Origin of the sequence: Arcobacter sp. LA11 (genome assembly GCF_001895145.1) — a bacterium.
Classification (GTDB): domain Bacteria; phylum Campylobacterota; class Campylobacteria; order Campylobacterales; family Arcobacteraceae; genus Halarcobacter.
Window position 1 is genome coordinate 43384 of sequence record NZ_BDIR01000010.1, and the last position, 21430, is coordinate 64813.

Below are 21430 nucleotides of genomic sequence, written 5' to 3' on the forward strand. Positions count from 1 at the left end.
CTCATCATTTACAAAGGAAAAAGAAATGAGTATTTACGATTTTACAGTAAAAAATATTGATGGAGAAGATATATCTTTATCAAAATATAAAGGAAAAGTTCTTTTAATAGTAAATGTAGCTAGTAAATGTGGATTTACCCCACAGTATGAAGGTTTAGAAAAACTATATGATAAATACAAAGATAAGGATTTTATGATTTTAGGATTTCCATCAAATCAATTTTCAAATCAAGAGCCAGGATCAAATAAAGATATAAAAGAGTTTTGTCAACTCACCTATGGCGTAAGTTTTGATATGTTTGCAAAAGTTGATGTAAATGGAGAAAAGGAAATTCCTTTATATAAACATCTAAAAAGTGAAGCTAGTGGAATATTAGGAACAAAAAATATCAAATGGAACTTTACTAAATTTCTAATAGACCCATATGGAAAAGTTATAGATAGATATGGTTCAATAACAAAACCAAAAGAGATAGAGCCAGAGATAAAAAGACTTCTAGGTCTGTAAAAGTTTAAAAAAGGGCCAACTGCCCTACTGGTTCTTTTTTTATTTTTTCTATACAAGAAGCTTCATCAAACAATACTTTGTTTACTTCATTCGTAACTTCATACAAATCAAGTTTTTCACTTGGATAGATTTTAAAAAGTTCATTTACTTCTTTTATCTTTTGGCTATAAAGCCAAGTGCTAAAATCTTTTTTATCTAAAACTATAGGCATACGATGGTGGATTTTCCCTAATTTTTCATTTGCATCACAAGTAATAAGTGCCACAGTAACTATTTTCATATTTAATTCAATATCAAACCATTCATCCCAAATACCTGCAAGTGCCATATAATCATTTTTCATATCACGAACAAAGAAAGGAGTCTTTTCCTTATCTTCAACTTCCCATTCATAAAAACCATTTATAGGAATAATACATCGCCTAGATTTAAAAGAATCTCTAAAAGTCATCTTCTCAAAGATTGATTCACTTCTGGCATTTATATTCATAGACTTTTTATTTTTAGCCCAAGAAGGTAAATATCCAAAATGAGCATATAAGTAATTGCCATTGTTTAATAAAGCGGGGATAGGAATAGTTGGAGCAATATTATATCTTGGATTTAGTTCTCCAATCATATCATTTTTTATTAAATCTTTTACATCAATCTTAAAAGTTTTATCATCATAAACTGCTAATCTTCCGGGCATATTCTTCCTAAGTTTTTTTGTATTCTATCAAAAAAAACTATTAAAAAATTTAATATTTTCAAATTTTATTTTAGTTTATATATAATGCTTAAAATAATAAAAGGAACATGATGGAAATTATAAAAGAATATCAGTTTATTATATCAACATTAATAATTATTTTAGGATGGTTTATTAATAACGAACTTAATAGAAGACATGAAATAACTAAAAAAAGGTTAAATTATAGACTTGAAATGCTACATTCATTTCTTCCCGTTTTTATTTCAATGTCATCTTCTCTTAATCCATTTAAAGAGGATAAGAATTTAAATAAAAAAATCATTGAAGCAAGAATTAATTTCCAATTATATGGATTAAAAGATGAAATAGATTTATTCCATAAACTTATAGATTCTATAGAGATTAATAATATTCCAGATACGAATATTCATTTTAAAAGATTAACCGAACTAGTAAGAGAAAGATTAAGGCAAGAATTAAAAATTCCAAATGCATCACTTTATTAACCTTTAGATTATTAAATTAAAAAAGGTTTAAAAAAGAATATTTTGATAAAATTCCAAAATGAATTTGGAAGAAAAACTAAAACAATTACCAAATGACGCTGGTGTTTATCAATACTTTGATAAAGATGGTCATTTACTTTATATTGGAAAAGCTAAGGTTTTAAAAAACCGTGTAAAATCTTATTTTAAATTTACACCAAAATTACTTCCAGCAGATAAACTTAGTCCTCGTATTTATAAGATGATTACAGAAGTAGAATCTTTAGAATGGATTGTTGTACCAAATGAGCACGATGCTCTAATTTTAGAAAACTCTTTAATCAAACAACTTAAACCCAAATACAATATCTTACTTAGGGACGATAAAACATATCCATATATTTATATAAATCTAAATGAAGATTTTCCAAGACTTGAAATCACGCGAAAAGTTTTAAAAGAAAAAAACATTAAATATTTTGGTCCCTATTCTATTGGTGCTAGAGATATGTTAGATTCTATATATGAAATAGTACCACTTGTACAAAAAAAATCGTGTATAAAAGGTAAAGAGGCTTGTCTTTTTCACCAAATAAATAAATGTCATGCACCTTGTGAAGGGAAGATTACTAAAGAGGATTATGCAAAACTTGTAGATGAAGCTTTAGGTTTTATTTACAATAAAAATAAATTAGTTACAAAACTAAATAGCAAGATGGAAGAGTATAGTGCTGATTTTAGATTTGAAGAAGCTATGAAACTAAGAGATAGAATCAAATCTATTAAAAAATCTCAAATCCAAACGGGTATGGATTTAGCAACAAATGAAAACTTAGATTTATTTGCAATCAAAGCTATAAATAACAAAGCAGTACTTGTAAGAATGTTCTTTAGAGATGGGAAACTAGCTTCAAGTAATCACAACTACATAAAACAAAATAAAGATGATATAAATATAGATATAAATGAAGCCTACAGTAGAGCCATAGTAAACTATTATGACAATGAACTTCCCCTACTTCCTAGTGAAATACTCATTGCAGATGAAATTGAAGAAAAGCGAGATATAGAAGAGTTTATTAAACAGAAGTTTTCAAAAAGTATCAGTATTCTAAATCCTAAAAGAGGAAAGAAAAAAGAGATAATTCAAGTTGCACATAATAATTGTGATGAATTATTAAGACTTCAAAATACAAGTTCCGAAACTTCTTTATATGAGGATTTAAAACTATTATTCAATCTTGAAAAAACTCCTAATAGATTTGAATGTTTTGACAATTCGCATATGATGGGACAAGCAACTGTTGGAGCAATGGTTACATGGGAAGAAAAGTTTGTAAAATCTGATTTTAGACATTATAACCTTGAAGCAAAAGATGAATATGCACAAATGAGAGAAACACTTATGAGAAGAGTAGAAAGTTTTGAAAAAAACCCTGCTCCTGATATGTGGGTTATTGATGGAGGAGAGACTTTATTGAAGCTAGCACGAGACATAAGAGACTCATGTGGAGTAAATCTTGATATTGTTGCAATAGCTAAAGAAAAACTTGATTTTAAAGCTCACAGGGCTAAAGGAAGCGCTAAAGATATAATTTTCTATGAAAGAGCTGGAGAAATATTAAAACTTGAACTTCTACCTTCTGATAAAAGACTACAGTTTATTCAAAGACTTAGAGATGAAGCTCATAGATTTGCAATAACTTTTCACAAAAAACAAAAAAGAAAAGAAGATACTCAAATTTCACTTTTACAAATAAAAGGAATTGGTGAAGCAAAAGTTAAAAAACTACTTTTATATTTTGGAACATTTGACAATATAAAAAATGCAAATTTGAAAGAACTGAAAGAAATCCTAAACGAAAAAGATGCTATGCTTCTACTTAATTATTTCAAAAATTTAGAAGGCTAAAATCTTTGGCAAAAATTGTTTTAAACAAATCACACTATTTTCACAATTTAAAAATTATATCTGAACATGTTGGTTCAAAAGAAAAAGTTGCTGTAGTGTTAAAAGACAATGCTTATGGTCATGGACTTTTAGAGATTGCCAAGCTTGCAAATGAGTTTGGAATAGAAAATGCTGTAGTAAGAACAATAGAAGAAGCAAAAAAAATTGAGCCATTCTTTAGGCAAATCTTAATCCTAGCTGATAATAATTTAAACACTTATTCACATTCTTTTCACATTGTTATTAATACATTAGAAGATATTCAAAGGTTACCCGAAAATACGAATGTTCACCTAAAAGTGGACACAGGAATGCATCGAAATGGAATTTCTATAGAAACTCTAGAAGAGGCTATTCTTGGTATCTACAAGAAAAAGTTGAATTTAACTGGTATCCTAACCCACTACAGAAGTGCTGATGAGCTCTCATGTGACTTCTTTTGGCAAAGGTCAGTTTTTAAACAGGTGAAAAGTGAAACAAAAATAATATGTGAAAAACTTTTTTTACCCATTCCTAAGTTTCATTCTGCTAATTCATCAGGTTTATTTAGGTTTAAGAATTTTGATGAGGACTTAGTAAGAGTAGGTATTGCCCAATATGGGTATTTAGAAACAAATATAATTTTTTCTAACCCAAAATTAAAACCAGTTATGTCACTTTGGGCAAATAAAATCGCAACAAGAACTATCAAAAAAAATCAAAAAGTTGGATACGGTGGAACATATTTAGCAAAAAATGATATGAAAATTTCTACATATGATCTTGGATATGGAGATGGATTTTTAAGACTAAATGGAACACAAAAATATACAACTCCTAAAGGCTATGAAATTTTAGGAAGAGTTTCGATGGATAACATTTCTATAAACAGTGATGATGATGAAGTTTGTATTTTTGATGATGTAAAAGAACTTGCAAAATTACAAAATACAATTACTTATGAAATCACAACAACTTTAAATCCAAATATCCCAAAAGAAATACGATGATAAAAAAAATCATTGTATCAACTATATTAATTTGTAGTCTAAATGCAATGACTTTTAATGATGCCAAACAGGCAGAAGAAGAGTATGGAGTTATGAAAGCTCTTTCTATGTATAAAACTCTTGCAAAGCAGAATGATATACAATCAATATTTAGACTTGCAATAATTTATTCAAATGGTAAACATATAAAACGGAATCTCTCAAAATCAAAAGAACTATTAGAAAAAGCAAGTAAATTAAATCATCATAAATCTACATATTATCTAGGTAAATTATATTTATCAAAAAAATCACCTTATTATGATTTAACTGAAGCATTTAACACTTTTATAAAAGCATCAAATGAAAACTATGCTCCTGCTCAAAATATGATAGGTCAATTTTTTGCAAATGGAATAGTTGTTGAAACAGATTATAAAAAAGCTGTAAATCTTTTTGAAAAAGCATCTAAACAAGGGCTTGTTGATGCGCAATGTAACCTAGCTTTTATGTATGCAAGTGGAAAAGGTGTATTTCCAAATTTTGGAAGAGCCCATCAATTTGCTAAAAAAGGTTATGAAGAAGAAAATAAAAAATGCAAAAAGGTTTGGAAAGATTATAATTTAAATAAATATGCAAAAGACAAAGGTTGGAAATTTAATTTTTATACCAAACCTTAATCTTTTAAAATATCAATTACATATTTTTATGAAATTTTCTTATTTCTCTTTCTGAACTTCTCTTTTCTGCACCATCATAATTTGGATTGATATCTTTTTCTCTTCTATCAACTATATCATCTTTACCATGGAACTCTTTTTCATTTGCTCTTTCAACTATTTTTTTAGAGATATTAGAAGTACTAATTGCAATGTCATAAGTTTCGCTCGCAGCATTAGCAATCTGTTGAGTTTGTTGATCTTGTCTTGCAACAGAATCATTTATTTGCTCTATTCCAGATTGTTGTTCTCTTGAAGAAGTTTCAACATCAGTGATTAATCCAATTGTTTTTGTGATATTCTCATTTAATTCACTATAACCTTTTATCATATTCTCAGCAATATTTTTACCATCATTAGCTTTTTCATTTGCATTTTCTACAATATCTTTAATCTCTTTTGCAGCCTCTGCACTTCTACTTGCTAAGTTTCTTACTTCTTGAGCAACAACTGCAAAACCTTTACCTGCTTCACCAGCTGTAGCAGCTTCAACTGCTGCATTAAGAGATAAGATATTTGTCTGAAATGCAATTTGATCAATAACACCAATAGAATCATTTATTGCACTTACTTGTTCATTTATCTCAGACATAGAATTCATTGTTTTATTAGCTTGTTCCTGTCCATATGTAGTTTTTCCATTTAATTCTTTAGCATATTTAGTCATAAGTGCTATTGATTCATTATTACTAACAATAGTACTTGTAATCTCTTCAAGTGCAGCAGATGTTTCTTCTAAAGAAGCAGCAGCTTCATTTGTAGAATGATTCATTGTTTTTACATTATTTAATAAAACATCAGAAGATGAATCAAGAGTTAATCCTGCTCTTTTATTTAAAATCAACATTTCTGTGATTGAATCACCAAGCATATTTACACCTGAACCTAATCTTTTTAAATGAGATTTCAAGTTTGTTGATTCAACTTTATTTAAATATTTATATGAAGAGTATTCTTCTAATACTTTTAATACATTATCAATATTTTTTTCTAAATTATCTCCCATTTTATCTAGCAATGAAGTTAATTCATTTAATGCCTCATTACCAACAGAAATATTTACTCTTTTGGATAAATCACCTTCTTCAAACTCTTTTAAAACTTCGATTGTTTTAGAGATGACAATTTTTTCTTCTTCTACACCAGTTTTTACTTTCTTTATATTTTGATTAACAGCTTTTGCCATTTCACCTATTTCATCACCTGATTCTTTAAGTACTAAAATATCATCACTCTCTTTATTTACATATTTAAAGAAGTTTAATAAACCATCTTTAAAATCATGAAGAGAAGTACTTATACCTTTTAACATAATCATAGATAAAATGAATAATCCGATAACAGCCAACACAGTAAATATCAATACTAAATAAAAGTTGCTATTTGAAGATTTATACTCTTCATTAATCGTCACAAGTAGTTCTTTTGCTAAATAATCATCAATTTTCTTTAATAGATTAATCTTTTTTGTTATTGTTTGAAACCAATATGTTGCTTCATCACTAAATAAACTATTAGATAAAGTATTTAAAGCTTTTACTGCAGGTTCGTCATTAATTTTTACAATTTTATCAAGTGATTTAATAGAAACACCTTCTTCAACTCCTGTCAGTATTTCTGCTAATCCATTATTATATGTTGTAAATACTTTTTCTAAATCTGATAATAGTTTAGTTTCTTTCTGTGATAAATTTTCAATAGATTTATATTTTTTAATTTCTACTAATAATTTAGAATAAAATTCATTTACTTTTTTTGAATAATTATCTGTTCCATTTATTACATAGTTTTTATAATTATGGATTAATCCTCCATATCCTAATGTATTTTTCATTTCAGAGACTATTTCATGCTTTTTCGCTGAAAATAATAGAGTATTTCTAATTCTATTTACTTCATCTACATCTTTTCCTTTTAAAGTATTTTCATAAAAATTTTTAGCATCAGTTGATGCATATCTTATAAAATTATTCATAAAAGAATTTTGCGAAGAGATTAAATTACTAAATTTGATTCTCATACCTTCACCAAATTTATCTTTTGCTAAAGTATTTGTACCAACTGCTCTTTCAATTCCTGCTCTTTCTTTACTAAGTAAAAAATTTGAATAAGCTACTAATTGTTTAGTTACATTTGGTGAATTAGAAATTTTAGAGATTTCAATAACAACATTTAAATATTTAGCATTCATCTTTGTGTAATAACCTAAAGCTTTTCCAATAGGTAAACTTAGATTTGTAACTTTTGCTCTAATATCCTTGATTTTTGAGATATCCTTCATAGCCAAATCAAGAGATTTTGACATATCTATACTTATATTTTTTATATCAATTTTAGTTAAGAACTTATTCAATTCTTCTAATCTTGTATTTGTCAAAGCCCTTTGTTTGGGTAAGGTATCTACAAATTTCTTACCTTTACTTCCTAAATACCCAGCTGTCATACCACGTTCTTTTTGTGTTTCATGAACTAAAGCTGATATTTTTGTAGATAAAGTCACTCCATTTTTTAAGTCTGATAATTTATTTACATTACTAAAGTCAGAAATAATTGACCTAGATGCAAGAAACAAAATAAATAGTGTCGGTAAAAGTACGAGTATTGTTAATTTACTCTTTATTGATAGATTTTTAAACATTGCATATCCTAAAATAATTTTCTCATAAAAATTATTATTTTTTCATTCTTAAAATAATAATATAATATTTAAGCCTATTTGTCAATGATATGGAAAGGTATTAAATATACATTTTTATGAATGAATAGTTATTTTACTAGATATTCGATATTATTCTTGATTAAGTAATCAAGAAATAATTTAAAATACTTATTTGTTTCTTCTTTAGATTTTGATAGTAAAGAAACCTCTACTTCTCTTTTTTCACCTTTTATTCTAGGAAGGGAAGAAAGCTCTATATTATAGGGAATTGTCTGCATTATATTTATTAATTCATTTTCACCACATGAAGCAACTAATGTACTTCTATATTTTTTTATATCATTTTTTAAATAGTATTTATCCAATGCTTCAACTATCATTGATTGACTCATAGATGGAAAACCTGGTGTAAAAAAGAATCTATTATCTAAATAAAATCCAGGAACATTGTTTACAACATTTTTTAAAAGTTTTGCCTTTGTGGGTAAATATGACATATTTATTCGATGAGGATATGCTTCTTGTTTAAATTGATTCTCTATTAATTCTTTTGCTTTTGGGTGAAATTCCATTTTACCTTTACGAAATACCTCAGCTGCAATTTTTCTTGTATAATCATCAGGAGTAGCACCAATACCTCCAAAACAAAACATAACGGAATCTTTATCTGCAAGAATTAATTCAAAAATATTTTTCATTAAATCTACATCATCTTCTATAACAAAAGATGCTTTATGAGTCCAACCTCGTTTAAGAAGTTGTTCATTTAAGAAAGCAAAATGAGCATCCTTACGACGCCCATTTAAAAGTTCAGTGCCAATAATAACACTATAAAAGTTCATTTAAACTCTTGATTGAATAAATATATCCATTTCAGATACAATTTCTTCAATAGTACCTTCACCAGAGATAACTTTTAATAGATTTTTTTCAGTATAGAATGTTTTTATTTCTGATAAAGGTTCAATATATAATTTCATTCTATTTAAAAACACTTCTTCATTATCATCAGTTCTAACAACCTTTGCATCTGCTGCACGACCTAGAACTCTTTGAAATGCAGTATCTTGAGATACTTCAACTTCAATAACATTTGTTAATGAAACTTCAGCCTCATTTTCTAAATATTTATCTAATTCAGTCATTTGTTCAATTGATCTTGGATAACCGTCAATTACTACAATATTAGTTGGAGCACTTTTAATAGCACCTACAATTGTTTCGATTACAATTTCTATTGGCACTATCTTACCTTTTGATACAAAAGAATCAATAGTTTGACCTCTTTGGCTTCCACTTGCTATTTCTGCTCTTAACATATCACCTGTTGAGTAATGAGTAATACTATCATGTTTTGCTGCAATTAACTCTGCATCAGTAGTTTTTCCTGAACCAGGAGCTCCGATAATTAAAAAAAGTTTTTTCATTTATTGTTTCCTTATCATTACTATATATATTTAAAAAATGGAATTATATCTAAGTCCATTTATAACTTTGATGAGACTATTTCATAAGTTACTTCAATCATCTTAGATAGTTGTTCCTTTGTAAAACAATATGGCGGCATAAAATATATTACATTACCTAAAGGTCTTATATAAACCCCTTCTTTTAAGGCTGCTTGGAAAATTTCTAAGTTAATTCTTCTATTTGATTCATAACCTTGAAGTTCTATTGCACATACCATTCCTCTTTGTCTAACTTCTGTTACATTATCTAAGGCAGTAAATTTTTTTGTTTGCTCTTTTATAAATTCAATTTTTTCTTGATTTTTTTCTATTATATTTTCATTTTCAAATATATCAAGAACTGCATTTGCAACTGCACAAGCAATTGTATTTCCAGTATAAGAGTGTGAATCTAAAAATGATTTACCTTCATTATAATCACAATAAAATGCATTATAAATATCATCTGTAAATAATACAACAGATAAAGGCATATAACCACCAGTAATACCCTTTGAAAGACAAAGAAAATCAGGAGAAATTCCAGCTTGTTCATGGGCAAACATTGTTCCAGTCCTTCCAAAACCTACTGCAATTTCATCTGCTATTAAAAATACTCCAAATTCATCACAAACATCTCTTAACCTTGCAATATAACTTGGATTATACATTTTCATTGAACCTGCACACTGAATAAGTGGTTCTATTACTACAGAGTTTACTTTTCCTGCATTTTCTTCTAAAACTCTTCTCATATCATCTATAGCTTCATCTTCATCATAAAGAGCAGGAGATTTTGCATGTATTGTTTTAATTAAAATATCTTCATAAATATCTTTATACAATCCTGTATCAGAAACAGCAAGGGCTCCCATAGTTTCTCCATGATATGAATTTGTTAAAGAAACAAATAAAGGTTTACTTTCACCTTTGTTTTTAAAATATTGAAATGCCATTTTTAAAGATATTTCTATAGCACTTGAACCATTATCAGCAAAAAATATTTTTTGTAAAGGTTCAGCAGTCATATTTACTAATCTTCTAGCTAAATCAATAGCTGGCTTATGAGTAAAACCTGCAAAAATAACATGCTCTAAATCTTGAAGCTGTTCATTAATTCTTTGGTTAATAAAATCATTACTATGTCCAAAAATATTAACCCACCAAGAACTAATACAATCTAAAAACTCATTTCCATCAAAATCATATATATATGAACCTTTCCCTTTTTTTACTGGGATTAATGGTAATGTTTCATAATCTTTCATTTGTGAACAAGGATGAAAAATATGTTTTAAATCCTCATTCATTAATTCTTCATTTGTCATTTTATATTTTCTCCTTAACTTTGCATTCCAGCAGAGCTACATTTTCTTCTTTGATGATATTTTTTATCAATCACAATACTTTTCTGTTTTTCTTTTCTAGCTCTATCTTTTTCAACAAAGATTTTCTTTCTAGTTACTGGATCCATTTCTGTATAGTACATTACTGCTGAATATGTACTAGGTGTTGGTGTAAAAACTTGAGCTTGTTCTGGATTCATTTTTAACTCATGAGTAGTAAACTGTTTTAACTCATGCATATCTCTTTCTTCACATCCAGGGTGTGCGGCAATTAGATAGTAAGTTAAAAACTGTTTTTTCCCAGCTTCTTTATTTAATCTATCATACATCTTTTTAAACTCTATAAGTGGTTGCTTCCCAGGTTTTCCCATAAGTTTTAAAACTCTATCTGAAGTATGTTCAGGTGCAACTTTCATTTGTCCAGAAATATGATGATTAACTAATTGTTTTAAATAATCATAACCATGTTTTTTATCTGCTGCTATAAAATCATATCTTATTCCAGAAGCCACAAATGCTTTTTTAACTCCAGGAACTTCTCTTATATCTTTTAATAATTTAAGATGTCTAGAATGGTCAACTTTCATAACTTTACAAAGTCTATCAAAGTCTACACATCTAATATCATCACAAGTTCCCTTCTTGAGTTTTTTTCCACACTCATAACCATACATATTTGCAGTAGGTCCACCTACATCAGAAATAATTCCTTTAAAATCTTTATACTTAGTAAATTCTTTGGCTTCTTCTATAATATTTTTTTCACTTCTTGTACGTATTGTTCGCCCTTGGTGTACTCCAATTGCACAAAAGTTACACTCTCCCCAACAGCCATGATGAGTTTGAACTGAGAATTTTATTGTTTCTAAACATTTAACTTTCCCTTGGGGAACATGATAAGGATGCAATTCCCTTGTATATGGTAAAGAAGCAACTTCATCCATCTCTTTTTCATCTAAATAATCACATGGCGGATTTTGAATCATATATCTAGAATCTACTTGTTGGTATATTCCACGTGCCGATATAGGGTCGTTATTGTCATAAAAGATATCAAAAAGATCAATATATTTTTCTTTGTCTTCTAAACAATCAGCATGTGAAGGCATTTTGATATACCCCTCTTTTGGCTCTTTAGAAATATAAGATACTCCACGTACAACTTTTGGATCAGTTCCATCTCTTAAAGCATTTGTAAACTCTTCAATTGCTATTTCACCCATACCATAAATCAAATAATCAGCTTTTGCATCAAATAAAACTGGTTTTCTTAGCTTATTACTCCAATAATCATAATGTGTAACTCTTCGTAAACTAGCTTCAATTCCACCTAAAACAATAGGAACAGTATCTTTAAAATGTCTTCTAATTAAGTTTGAATAAACAAGTGTAGCTCTATCTGGTCTTTTATCATTTACTCCACCTGGAGTATAATCGTCTGTATTTCTAAATTTTTTAGTAGCTGTATAGTTTGAGACCATAGAATCAATACTTCCGCCACTAACTCCCCAATAAAGTTTTGGTTCGCCTAGTCTTTTTATATCATCAGTTTCGATATCAGGTTGACCTATTATTCCAACTTTATATCCAAATTTTTCTAAAATACGTCCAACAGTTGCAACTCCAATAAATGGAGAATCAATATAAGCATCACCACTTACAAGAATAACATCGCACTGTTCCCAACCAAGACTATCCATCTCTTTTTTTGTTGTAGGTAAAAACATTTATCTTCTTTTATTTTTTTGTAATTTTGCCAAAAGAAAGTTAACTTAATATATAAAATCTAGATTAGTTTATTTCTTTGTAATTTCTCTTGTCAAAAAATATAGATTTGACCGCCATTCGTAAGCATTTACATCATGCTCCACGATACTTGCATTTATATGACTAACAAGAGATCTTCCTTGTTCATATGAAGTGCCTTTTTCAATAATAAGTTTTCTTATATCATGTTTCTTTGCTAACTTTATAACTGAAGAAACTTCTTCTAAAGTTGTGTATCTATTTTCTCTATAATATAAATTTAATCTAAATCTTTTTGCAAAATAGTGCCAATAAGGTTCATATACAAAGATATTATAAGACTCACTTTTATCTAGTCTTCCTTTTATATATAAAAACATTTCATCAATTTCATTTAAAAATGTATTATAGTTTTCAAGAAAGAACTCTTTTCTATGTGATTTAAGTTTTATTAACTCATTTAAAATATTCTTTGATAACTCTCTTACTTTTAAAGGATCTATCCAAATATAAGGATTTATTTCACCATTTGTAAAATCTTTTTTTATATCTCTTGTTAAATCTTTAATTTTTAGGTGCTTATTTTTTGCTTTAAGAATATCTATATACTCTTTTTCTCTATCAAGAGCTAAAGTAAAATAAACTTTACTATAAGCAAGAGGCTCAATAATATCTTTATTTTTTTTATCAAACTCTTTATATCTATCTTCTACTACATGAATAACAAAATCATTTTTTGTAATCTTTTCAATAAAGTATTTTTGAACAGGAAGAGTTACTGTAATATGTGTTTTTGAATATAAAAAAGAGATAGAAAGCAATAATAGTGTTAAGATTTTAAACATATTATTACTTTCTACATAAAATACTAAGCTTCTACTTTTCTAATTCTTAAGCTTAATTCTTTTAATTGCTCAGCATCAACAGCACTTGGTGCAGCTGTTAATAAACATTGAGCTTTTTGAGTTTTAGGGAAAGCAATAACATCTCTAATAGAATCTGTTCCTGCTAGTAACATAATCATTCTATCAAGTCCCATTGCAAAACCACCATGAGAAGGTGCTCCATATTGAAGTGCATCAAGTAAGAAACCAAATTTCTCTCTAGCTTCTTCATCAGAGATTCCCATAAGTTCAAATACTTTTGATTGAATCTCTTCTTTATGAATTCTGATTGAACCACCACCAAGCTCAGTACCATTTAAAACAATATCATAAGCAATAGATTCAATAGCTTCTAAATCAGATGTATCTTCAAGTGATTTTGGCATTGTAAATGGATGGTGAAGTGCTTTTGTTCTACCATCTTCAACTTCAAACATTGGAAAATCAACAACCCATAAGAATTCAAATGCATCTGCAGGAATAATATCCATTTGCTCAGCAAGATAAAGTCTAAATCTACCCATATAATCCCATACAGTTTTCTTATCTCCAGCTCCAAAGAATACAACATCTCCAAGTTCAAGTTCAGTAGTTTTTACAATCTCTTCTAAATCAGCTTCTGAGAAGAATTTTGTAAGAGGTCCTTTAAGTCCATCTTCTTTCATTTGGAAGTAACCAAGACCTTTAGCTCCAAATTTTCTTACATAATCTTCAAAACCTTTCATTTGTCTTTTAGAGAAAATATTATCTCCATTTGGACATTTAAGAGCTTTAATTCTATTGTTCTTTTTATCTTTAGCTATAGAAGCAAAAATTTCATTTGTTGAGTTTGCAAAAATATCAATAACATCAACAAGTGGCATTTCAAATCTAGTATCTGGTTTATCAGAACCATAAGTTTCCATTGCATCCCAGTATCTCATTCTTGGGAAAGTTTCTGGAACTTGCTTACCACATTTAGTAAATACATCATAAATTAATTTTTCAGCTACTTTAATTACATCTTCTTGGTCACAAAATGACATTTCAACATCTATTTGAGTAAATTCTGGTTGTCTATCAGCTCTTAAATCTTCATCTCTAAAACATTTAGCAATTTGAAAATATTTATCAAATCCAGATACCATTAGTAACTGTTTAAATAACTGTGGAGATTGGGGAAGTGCATAAAATTCACCACCATGAACTCTTGAAGGCACAAGATAATCTCTAGCTCCCTCTGGAGTAGATTTAGTTAAAATTGGAGTTTCAACATCTAAGAAACCTAAATCATCAAGCGTATTTCTTACTTGAATAGCTGCTTTAGATCTTAATTGGAAAATATCAAACATTTTTTCAGATCTTAACTCTAAAAATCTATTTCTTAATTTAATCTCATCATTTACTTTTTCATCATTCAAATCAAAAGGCATTGGTTTAGATTTGTTTTCAATTACAAGCTTATCTAAAATAATTTCAATCTTACCAGTAGCTAAATTTGGATTTTCTAATCCTTCACCTCTAGCTCTAACTTTTCCAGTTGCAATTAAAACAAATTCATCTCTTACAGTTTCTGCTACTTCTAATGCTTCTTTACAATCAGCTGGATCTGCAACAAGTTGAACAATTCCACCCTTATCTCTTAAATCTATAAAAATAATTCCACCATGGTCTCTTCTACTATTTACCCAACCAGCAACAGTAACTGTTTCACCAATATTATTTTCGTTTACGTCTGTACAATAATGCGTTCTCAAATTTGACTCCGTCTTTTATTCTTTTTTATTAATTATTCGCGATTATATCTAAATGATACTTAATTTTTTAATTTGAAAATACTTCTTCAAAACCATAAGAAGTACTTTTATATAAAGTTGGTTCATAGTTAACTTGATTATCAATTACTTGAGTTCTTATAATTTCTGACTCATTGTTATATAAAAGATAATTTACCCCTACTAAAGATGAATAGTCAACCCAATTATATGTAATATCTGAACCTAAAAGTTTTGTATAGTCTTCTATAAAATCATCAACTTTCCCAATAGAGTTTGCAATATATAGATTTTTTCTATCCCTTGATTGTGTAAGTTTTACTAATATTGGATTATAATTAATTTGTGTTGATAAAACTTTTGCTGGATAAATTTCAAAAGCTGTTAACTGAGAAAGAATTATTGCAGATTTTACAGGATAAGTATTTAATAAAATAGTATTTCCTACCATTCTTTTATCTTTCATAATACTTCTGTAATTATTCTGTTTTCTTTGTATCTCTTTTATAATCCCTGTGTTTGAAAAGGTATTAAAATATATATCTTTTAATTTATTTTCTGTATATCCACCTTTTTTATAAAACATTGTATTTCTACCATTTGACAAACTTTGAAGTAAAGCTAATTGGTCTTGATAAGATATACCGCCAAAAATAAAATTCTCATTTTCTGTTACTATTTCATTTTTATTAATCAAAGGGAAATATATATTTGCTTGTCTCGATTCTTCTAATGAATTTAAAATATCAAAACCATTTTGAGTAAAAAGTGCAATTACTTTTGTAAAACCTTTTTCATTTAAATCAACTAATTCTCTTATGATATTATCTGGATTTTCATCATATGTATCAAATGTTTGAATTTGAAATGGCTGATCATTATAAATTAAAAAAGCACTAATTGTACTGATTGTACTTTTAGCATATTTCCCTACTATTCTAGAAGGATAAATAATAGCAATTCTATTTAAGTTATCATCTTCAATAAGCACTTCTTCAATAATAGGTTCTTGAGGTGTAGGTTCAATAATAACAGGAATTGGTTGAACAATGGGATCTTTTGGTTTAACAACAGAATCTTTAGGAACAACAACTTCAGATTTAGGTCCACATCCTACAAAAATAAAAAAAGACAACAAAATTATTAATAGATTTTTCAATTTAACTCCAGAATTGATTTTATTTTTAACATATCGTAAAATGCCTCTTTTTTAGAAGATGGATTTCTAAGAAGATAGCTAACGCTATGTGTTGGTACGACTTGATATTCTTTAAAATGCATAACTTGTCCTCTTATTTTATTAAAAGAAGTATTATCATTACATAAATATTGATAAGCTTTTTCTCCAAAAGTAACTATTAGTTTCGGTTCTACAAGTTCAATTTGTTTGTGTAAATAAGTACTACAACTATTGTAAGCAGAAGCATTTATCCCATTTGAACTTTTACATTTTACTAAATTTGTTATGTATACATCCTCTTTTTTTAAAGGTAAAACATTTTCTATCATCTTCACTAATTGTTCACCTGTTTTACCAACATAAAAACTTTTTAATTCATCTTCACTTGCAGTTGGTTCATCAGCAATTAGCATTAATGAAGCATTTAAATTTCCTTCTCCAAAAAGTACATTTTTTCTACTCTTTGACAATTCACACAAATAACAATTTTCAACTACATTTTTTAACTCTTCCATATCATTAGGTAAAGAATTACTACTAACTTCTTTATTGGTAAATTTTATCGTTGAATGATAATCATAACCAATTGTTTTTAAAAAATTTAATTGATATAAAATTCTATTTTTTACTGCTTTTGTCATAAAGAATTGTACATAAAAACTACTTTTAAGATTATTTGTCCCATTAATTTGTACAAATTTATATCATTATATTGACTTTTGTTCAAAATATTTGTACAATTACTTAATTTTTAAAGGAAACATAATGACTGCACCTAGTTTTAGAAAATTAGAATCAGATTTAGAAGTGAATAAAACAACTTTACATAACTGGAAGAAGAATAGACCTAAACTTTATGAGTTTATTATTGAATCATATAAAGATAGAGAATTATTAAAAAAACATTTAGACTTTATGATTACACAAAAGCAATTTATTGAAAACGAGATAGATTTAACAAAAACTAGAGTATCATAAAAGTATACAAAGTTATGGAGCCAAATAATTAATTCACTTTTTAAAAGCGCGCTGAGTTAGTTATAAAGCTCCATAAGTTTGTATTACTTCATATTAAAATACAAGATTAGTATCTAAAACAATTTTATTACGGCCTTCATTTTTTGCTTGATAAAGAAGACTATCAGCTTTTTTTACTGCCTCTGAATAAGAACTATAATTTTCTCTAAAAGAGACACCTGCACAAAACTCCACATTAATTTTTACATCACCATAAACAAATCTGTTATTAGTGATAATATTCTTTACTCTTTTTAAATAGTTTTCAATTTCTAATTTATTACTATAATGAACTAAAGAGATAAACTCTTCTCCACCATATCTTGATATGATATCTTCAGTACGTGTTAATTTATTTAAAATTGAAGCAAAAGTAGCAAGTATAGAATCCCCACAATCATGACCATAATTATCATTTATTTTTTTGAAATGGTCTAAATCGTAAAAAATGATTGCATAATTAGAATCAAAAATTCTAAAATGTTCTTCAACCCTATCAAGTTCAATGTTATAAGCACGTCTTGTTAGAACACCAGTTAAATAATCAATAGACTTTTCTTCTTCTGCCTTATTTAAACTGCATTGTAACTCTTCAATCTGTTCATATAAATAATCATTTTGAGTTTGACGACTTATGATATCTTCTCTATTTAATTCTATAGTTTTTTCAAATCTTTCCATTACATTTATTAATTTATTTTGTAAATTATTCAAGTCATCTTTCGATGAATTTGAAAGTTCAAGACTATTTATATCATTTTTAATATCTACAATTTCTTCTATAGTAATACAATTTTGTTTTAATGTTTTTTTAAAATGATCACCTAAAAATAATATAAGTTTTTTTACATCAGCAGTTTTTTCATTAAATAATGCCTTATCACTTTTAATTCTACGTGCAGTTAGCTTTCTTAAGTTTCTAATTGTTTCATTATTTATTAAGTGATTTGGCTCATTTGCTATTTGGCAAGAAACTTCATTTATTTCATTTTTTATTTCGTTATTAATTGAAGGAGAAATGAAATATGAAAAATCTTTTAAAAACTTTTTTATTTCTGATTCTGTAATTCTATTGCTTAATATTTTTGCTAAATCTCTAAAAGTAGACAAATCATTTTTTTCAAAAAATCTTTTTTCATCATTACTTAAAGAATCGATTATATCGTCATGTTCAACATATTCTTCTAAAATTAAATCTGTTTTTTTTAGTATAGAGTAAAACTCTTTTTCAAAATTCATTGGAGTTGAAATTGTATTATTTTTTTCTAAGTTTTTTAGTGTAGTTTCAATTATTTCTGTAATATCTTTCATATATATACACTCTTTAAAAGTTATTTTGTGTATTATATCATAAAAAAAAGAAAGAAGAGATAATATATTTTTATATTACCTCTTTATAATTATTTATATCTATGAGTAATTCTACCCTTATCAAGTGAGTAAGGAGTAATTTCTACTTTTACTTTATCACCTGGTAAAATTTTAATGTAGTGCATTCTCATTTTTCCTGAGATATGACATAGTACTACATGACCATTATCTAATTCAACTCTAAACATAGCATTTGGTAAAGCTTCAATTACTTTCCCGTCAATTACTATTACATCATCTTTTGCCACTTTATCTCCTAAGTTTACTCTTCTACTTTACTTAAAATAACTGCTTTTCCATCAATAACAGCAACTGTATGCTCATAATGACTACCACGTAATCTATCTTCTGAAACAACATCCCATTCATTTTCTAAAATAACTGGCTCTCGTTTCTTTTGACAAATCATTGGTTCTAAACAGAATACCATTCCATTTTTAATTTTTGGACCAGATTTAAAATTTGGTGCATCAACATAATTTGGGATTTCTGGTTCACAATGAGGTTTTTTACCTATTCCATGACCACAAAACCTTACTAATGGTTCATAACCACGAGCTACAATAAAGTTTTCAATCTCTTTTGAAAGCTCTTTAAATCTCATACCATCTTTAATAATATCAATAGCATAATATAAAGCATCTTTTGAACAAGCAATTAGCTCTTCATCTTCTTTTGATATTTTTCCTATAGGCATAGTAATTGCTGCATCACCATACCATCCATCAATCTCACTACCAATATCAATACCTAAAATATCACCCTCTTTTAATATAGTATCATCAGGAATTCCATGAATAATAACTTCATTTAAAGAAGTACAAACAGCTGCAGGGAATCCATATAAACCTTTAAAAGATGGACGTGCGCCTAAATCTCTTAAAAACTTTTCTCCCATTGTATCAACTTCTTTTAAAGTCATACCAGCTTTAACATTTTGATTTAAATATTGAAGAGTCTTCGCAACTGCCTGTGAGGCAGTTCGAAGCTTTGAAATTTCGTTAGGTTTTCTTAAAGGAATAGCCATTTTACTTTATAGTCCAACTGCACTTAAAGTTTCATATTTATTCATATATTGTTGTGCTTCAATCTTTCTCATTGTATCAATAGCAACTTGAACAACGATAAGTACTGCAACTCCTCCAAAATAGAAAGGAACACCCATTGCTTTTACTAAAAGCCATGGTACAGTAGAAATTAATCCTAAATAAATAGCACCCCAAAAAGTAAGTCTACTTGCAGTTTCATTTAAAAACTCAGCTGTACTTGCTCCTGGTCTAACACCTGGAATAAATCCACCTTGTTTTTTTAAGTTCTCTGAAATATCTTTTGCATTAAAAGTAATTGATGCATAAAAGAATGCAAAGAAAACTACAAATAAGAACATAAATACATTAAATGTATATGATTGAGGACTTAAGAAATCTGCAATAATTAAAAGATACTCATTTTTAGAACCTTGTAAAATTGTTGCAGGGAACATTAATATAGCTGATGCAAAAATTGCTGGAATAACACCTGCAAGATTTACTTTAATAGGTATATAATTCATTACTCTTTTATTTTGCGCTTGCATCATAACTTTTCTTGAATAAGAAACAGGAACTCTTCTTTCACCTAATTCAACATAAATAATTGCTCCAACAGTCGCTAAAATAATAACTACAATAGCAATTACTGTTAAGAAATTCATTTGTCCATTGTTAACTAAATCAATAGTTCCACCAATTGCACTTGGAATTGCAGAAACAATACCAGCAAAGATAATTAATGAAATACCATTACCAATACCTTTTTGTGTGATTTGTTCACCAATCCACATAAGAAGCATAGTACCAGTTAACATAGAAATTGATGATACAGCTATAAATGTATCCATATCAATTGAAATTGCACTTTGTCCACTTTGACCAGTTAATGAATTAAGACCCATTGATACACCAATAGATTGGATAAGAGTAATAACAATAGTTGTATATCTGATGATTTGCATATATTTTTGCATCCCATCTCTCTCTTTTTTCATTTTACCTAAAGCTGGGAAAGTTGCGGCTAGTAACTCCATAATAATTGAAGCTGTAATGTATGGCATAATACCTAAAGAAATAATAGACAGTCTTTCAACTGCATTACCACTGAACATATTAACAAGACCTAATGCATTGTTTGCATTTGAATCGAAGAATTCTTTAACTACGTCAATATTAACGCCAGGTACTGGAACATAAGCCAGTAACCTGTACATTAATATAAAACCTAATGTAATAAGAATCTTATTTATCAGATCTTTACTCATAATTATTTTCCAGTAGTTGTAACGTTTTCGTCTTTAATTTTAGATGCTAAATCTTTAGCAGCTGTTCCAATTAATTTAACTTTTGTAACACTTTTAGAAAGTTTATAAACAGCTTTAATTGAATCAAGTGTAATTTCTTCAAGTTCTGCAACTTGCTTAATTTTATCAACATTGATTGAATAAGGTTTTGCTACTCTTGAAAAGAATCCAGTTTTTGGAAGTCTCTTTTGGATTGGTTGTTGACCACCCTCGAAACCTCTTTTAATCTTGTATCCTGATCTAGATTTTTGACCTTTTTGACCTCTTGTAGATGTCTTACCCATTCCTGAACCTTGACCTCTACCTACTCTTTTTACATTTTTTGTACTTCCAGATGCTGGTTGTAAATTATCTAATGCCATCTG

Annotated in this window: 21 protein-coding genes; 6 read left to right on the forward strand and 15 right to left on the reverse strand. The window is 27.9% G+C overall.

Annotated elements, in window-relative coordinates:
- Positions 1-25 precede the first annotated feature (25 nt).
- Positions 26-508, forward strand: a complete 483-nt coding sequence (locus tag BT997_RS11400) for a glutathione peroxidase (protein ID WP_072682091.1) — start codon at positions 26-28, stop codon at positions 506-508.
- A 4-nt stretch (positions 509-512) separates the two neighbouring features.
- Here the strand turns inward: BT997_RS11400 and BT997_RS11405 are convergent, their stop codons facing one another.
- Complete coding sequence (locus BT997_RS11405; protein WP_083568712.1) at positions 513-1199, reverse strand: SOS response-associated peptidase; 687 nt, start codon at positions 1197-1199, stop codon at positions 513-515.
- Positions 1200-1309: 110 nt separating this feature from the next.
- Between BT997_RS11405 and BT997_RS11410 the strand changes: the two genes are divergently transcribed.
- From BT997_RS11410 to BT997_RS11425, 4 genes are read left to right on the forward strand one after another with little or no spacing between them, the layout of a single operon-like run.
- Entirely contained in the window at positions 1310-1708 is a 399-nt protein-coding gene (locus BT997_RS11410; protein ID WP_072682029.1) for a hypothetical protein, read from the forward strand.
- A 58-nt stretch (positions 1709-1766) separates the two neighbouring features.
- Complete coding sequence (gene uvrC, locus BT997_RS11415; protein ID WP_072682030.1) at positions 1767-3599, forward strand: excinuclease ABC subunit UvrC; 1833 nt, start codon at positions 1767-1769, stop codon at positions 3597-3599.
- A 5-nt stretch (positions 3600-3604) separates the two neighbouring features.
- Positions 3605-4627, forward strand: coding sequence for an alanine racemase (locus BT997_RS11420; RefSeq protein WP_072682031.1), 1023 nt, complete (start codon positions 3605-3607; stop codon positions 4625-4627).
- Positions 4624-5286, forward strand: coding sequence for a tetratricopeptide repeat protein (locus BT997_RS11425; protein WP_072682032.1), 663 nt, complete (start codon positions 4624-4626; stop codon positions 5284-5286). Before BT997_RS11420 ends, BT997_RS11425 begins: the two co-directional genes overlap by 4 nt.
- Before the next feature lie 16 nt (positions 5287-5302).
- Here the strand turns inward: BT997_RS11425 and BT997_RS11430 are convergent, their stop codons facing one another.
- From BT997_RS11430 to BT997_RS11470, 9 genes are all read right to left on the reverse strand, one after another.
- A complete protein-coding gene (locus BT997_RS11430; protein ID WP_072682033.1) occupies positions 5303-7963 on the reverse strand; it encodes a methyl-accepting chemotaxis protein in 2661 nt (886 codons plus the stop codon).
- A 128-nt stretch (positions 7964-8091) separates the two neighbouring features.
- Positions 8092-8826, reverse strand: a complete 735-nt coding sequence (locus BT997_RS11435) for a molybdopterin-binding protein (protein ID WP_072682034.1) — start codon at positions 8824-8826, stop codon at positions 8092-8094.
- Positions 8827-9411: an adenylate kinase gene (locus BT997_RS11440; RefSeq protein ID WP_072682035.1), complete on the reverse strand. Its 585-nt coding sequence runs from the start codon at positions 9409-9411 to the stop codon at positions 8827-8829.
- Positions 9412-9470: 59 nt separating this feature from the next.
- The gene (locus BT997_RS11445) at positions 9471-10760 is read right to left on the reverse strand and encodes an adenosylmethionine--8-amino-7-oxononanoate transaminase (protein WP_072682036.1); all 1290 of its coding nucleotides are present in this window, start codon (positions 10758-10760) and stop codon (positions 9471-9473) included.
- 14 nt (positions 10761-10774) lie between these two features.
- Complete coding sequence (locus tag BT997_RS11450; protein WP_072682037.1) at positions 10775-12505, reverse strand: YgiQ family radical SAM protein; 1731 nt, start codon at positions 12503-12505, stop codon at positions 10775-10777.
- Positions 12506-12574: 69 nt separating this feature from the next.
- Positions 12575-13369, reverse strand: a complete 795-nt coding sequence (locus BT997_RS11455; protein ID WP_072682038.1) for a metal ABC transporter solute-binding protein, Zn/Mn family — start codon at positions 13367-13369, stop codon at positions 12575-12577.
- A 23-nt stretch (positions 13370-13392) separates the two neighbouring features.
- A complete protein-coding gene (gene aspS, locus BT997_RS11460; RefSeq protein WP_072682039.1) occupies positions 13393-15144 on the reverse strand; it encodes an aspartate--tRNA ligase in 1752 nt (583 codons plus the stop codon).
- A gap of 67 nt (positions 15145-15211) precedes the next feature.
- Positions 15212-16321, reverse strand: coding sequence for a hypothetical protein (locus BT997_RS11465; protein WP_072682040.1), 1110 nt, complete (start codon positions 16319-16321; stop codon positions 15212-15214).
- Entirely contained in the window at positions 16318-16983 is a 666-nt protein-coding gene (locus tag BT997_RS11470; protein WP_072682041.1) for a uracil-DNA glycosylase, read from the reverse strand. The genes BT997_RS11465 and BT997_RS11470 overlap by 4 nt, the downstream gene beginning before the upstream one ends.
- A gap of 124 nt (positions 16984-17107) precedes the next feature.
- Between BT997_RS11470 and BT997_RS11475 the strand changes: the two genes are divergently transcribed.
- Entirely contained in the window at positions 17108-17320 is a 213-nt protein-coding gene (locus tag BT997_RS11475; protein ID WP_072682042.1) for a hypothetical protein, read from the forward strand.
- Positions 17321-17413: 93 nt separating this feature from the next.
- Here BT997_RS11475 and BT997_RS11480 read toward each other — a convergent pair whose 3' ends face one another.
- The 5 genes from BT997_RS11480 to rplO all read right to left on the reverse strand — a co-directional run bounded on the left by BT997_RS11480 (position 17414) and on the right by rplO (position 21427).
- The gene (locus BT997_RS11480; RefSeq protein WP_072682043.1) at positions 17414-18670 is read right to left on the reverse strand and encodes a GGDEF domain-containing protein; all 1257 of its coding nucleotides are present in this window, start codon (positions 18668-18670) and stop codon (positions 17414-17416) included.
- 89 nt (positions 18671-18759) lie between these two features.
- The gene (gene infA / locus BT997_RS11485; RefSeq protein ID WP_072682044.1) at positions 18760-18978 is read right to left on the reverse strand and encodes a translation initiation factor IF-1; all 219 of its coding nucleotides are present in this window, start codon (positions 18976-18978) and stop codon (positions 18760-18762) included.
- 14 nt (positions 18979-18992) lie between these two features.
- Positions 18993-19757, reverse strand: a complete 765-nt coding sequence (map, locus tag BT997_RS11490) for a type I methionyl aminopeptidase (RefSeq protein WP_072682045.1) — start codon at positions 19755-19757, stop codon at positions 18993-18995.
- A 6-nt stretch (positions 19758-19763) separates the two neighbouring features.
- Positions 19764-21026 (reverse strand): preprotein translocase subunit SecY, encoded by a 1263-nt coding sequence (gene secY / locus BT997_RS11495; protein WP_072682046.1) that lies wholly within the window; start codon positions 21024-21026, stop codon positions 19764-19766.
- Positions 21027-21028: 2 nt separating this feature from the next.
- A complete protein-coding gene (rplO, locus tag BT997_RS11500; RefSeq protein WP_072682047.1) occupies positions 21029-21427 on the reverse strand; it encodes a 50S ribosomal protein L15 in 399 nt (132 codons plus the stop codon).
- Between the last annotated feature and the right edge of the window lie 3 nt (positions 21428-21430).

Excerpts from the sequence above, each read along its gene's own strand:
- BT997_RS11400 (WP_072682091.1), top strand. The coding sequence starts at position 26 with ATGAGTATTTACGATTTTACAGTAAAAAATATTGATGGAGAAGATATA.
- BT997_RS11405 (WP_083568712.1), bottom strand. The coding sequence starts at position 1,199 with ATGCCCGGAAGATTAGCAGTTTATGATGATAAAACTTTTAAGATTGAT.
- BT997_RS11410 (WP_072682029.1), top strand. The coding sequence starts at position 1,310 with ATGGAAATTATAAAAGAATATCAGTTTATTATATCAACATTAATAATT.
- uvrC (WP_072682030.1), top strand. The coding sequence starts at position 1,767 with ATGAATTTGGAAGAAAAACTAAAACAATTACCAAATGACGCTGGTGTT.
- BT997_RS11425 (WP_072682032.1), top strand. The coding sequence starts at position 4,624 with ATGATAAAAAAAATCATTGTATCAACTATATTAATTTGTAGTCTAAAT.
- BT997_RS11430 (WP_072682033.1), bottom strand. The coding sequence starts at position 7,963 with ATGTTTAAAAATCTATCAATAAAGAGTAAATTAACAATACTCGTACTT.
- BT997_RS11435 (WP_072682034.1), bottom strand. The coding sequence starts at position 8,826 with ATGAACTTTTATAGTGTTATTATTGGCACTGAACTTTTAAATGGGCGT.
- BT997_RS11440 (WP_072682035.1), bottom strand. The coding sequence starts at position 9,411 with ATGAAAAAACTTTTTTTAATTATCGGAGCTCCTGGTTCAGGAAAAACT.
- BT997_RS11445 (WP_072682036.1), bottom strand. The coding sequence starts at position 10,760 with ATGACAAATGAAGAATTAATGAATGAGGATTTAAAACATATTTTTCAT.
- BT997_RS11450 (WP_072682037.1), bottom strand. The coding sequence starts at position 12,505 with ATGTTTTTACCTACAACAAAAAAAGAGATGGATAGTCTTGGTTGGGAA.
- BT997_RS11455 (WP_072682038.1), bottom strand. The coding sequence starts at position 13,369 with ATGTTTAAAATCTTAACACTATTATTGCTTTCTATCTCTTTTTTATAT.
- BT997_RS11470 (WP_072682041.1), bottom strand. The coding sequence starts at position 16,983 with ATGACAAAAGCAGTAAAAAATAGAATTTTATATCAATTAAATTTTTTA.
- BT997_RS11475 (WP_072682042.1), top strand. The coding sequence starts at position 17,108 with ATGACTGCACCTAGTTTTAGAAAATTAGAATCAGATTTAGAAGTGAAT.
- BT997_RS11480 (WP_072682043.1), bottom strand. The coding sequence starts at position 18,670 with ATGAAAGATATTACAGAAATAATTGAAACTACACTAAAAAACTTAGAA.
- map (WP_072682045.1), bottom strand. The coding sequence starts at position 19,757 with ATGGCTATTCCTTTAAGAAAACCTAACGAAATTTCAAAGCTTCGAACT.
- secY (WP_072682046.1), bottom strand. The coding sequence starts at position 21,026 with ATGAGTAAAGATCTGATAAATAAGATTCTTATTACATTAGGTTTTATA.
- rplO (WP_072682047.1), bottom strand. The coding sequence starts at position 21,427 with ATGGCATTAGATAATTTACAACCAGCATCTGGAAGTACAAAAAATGTA.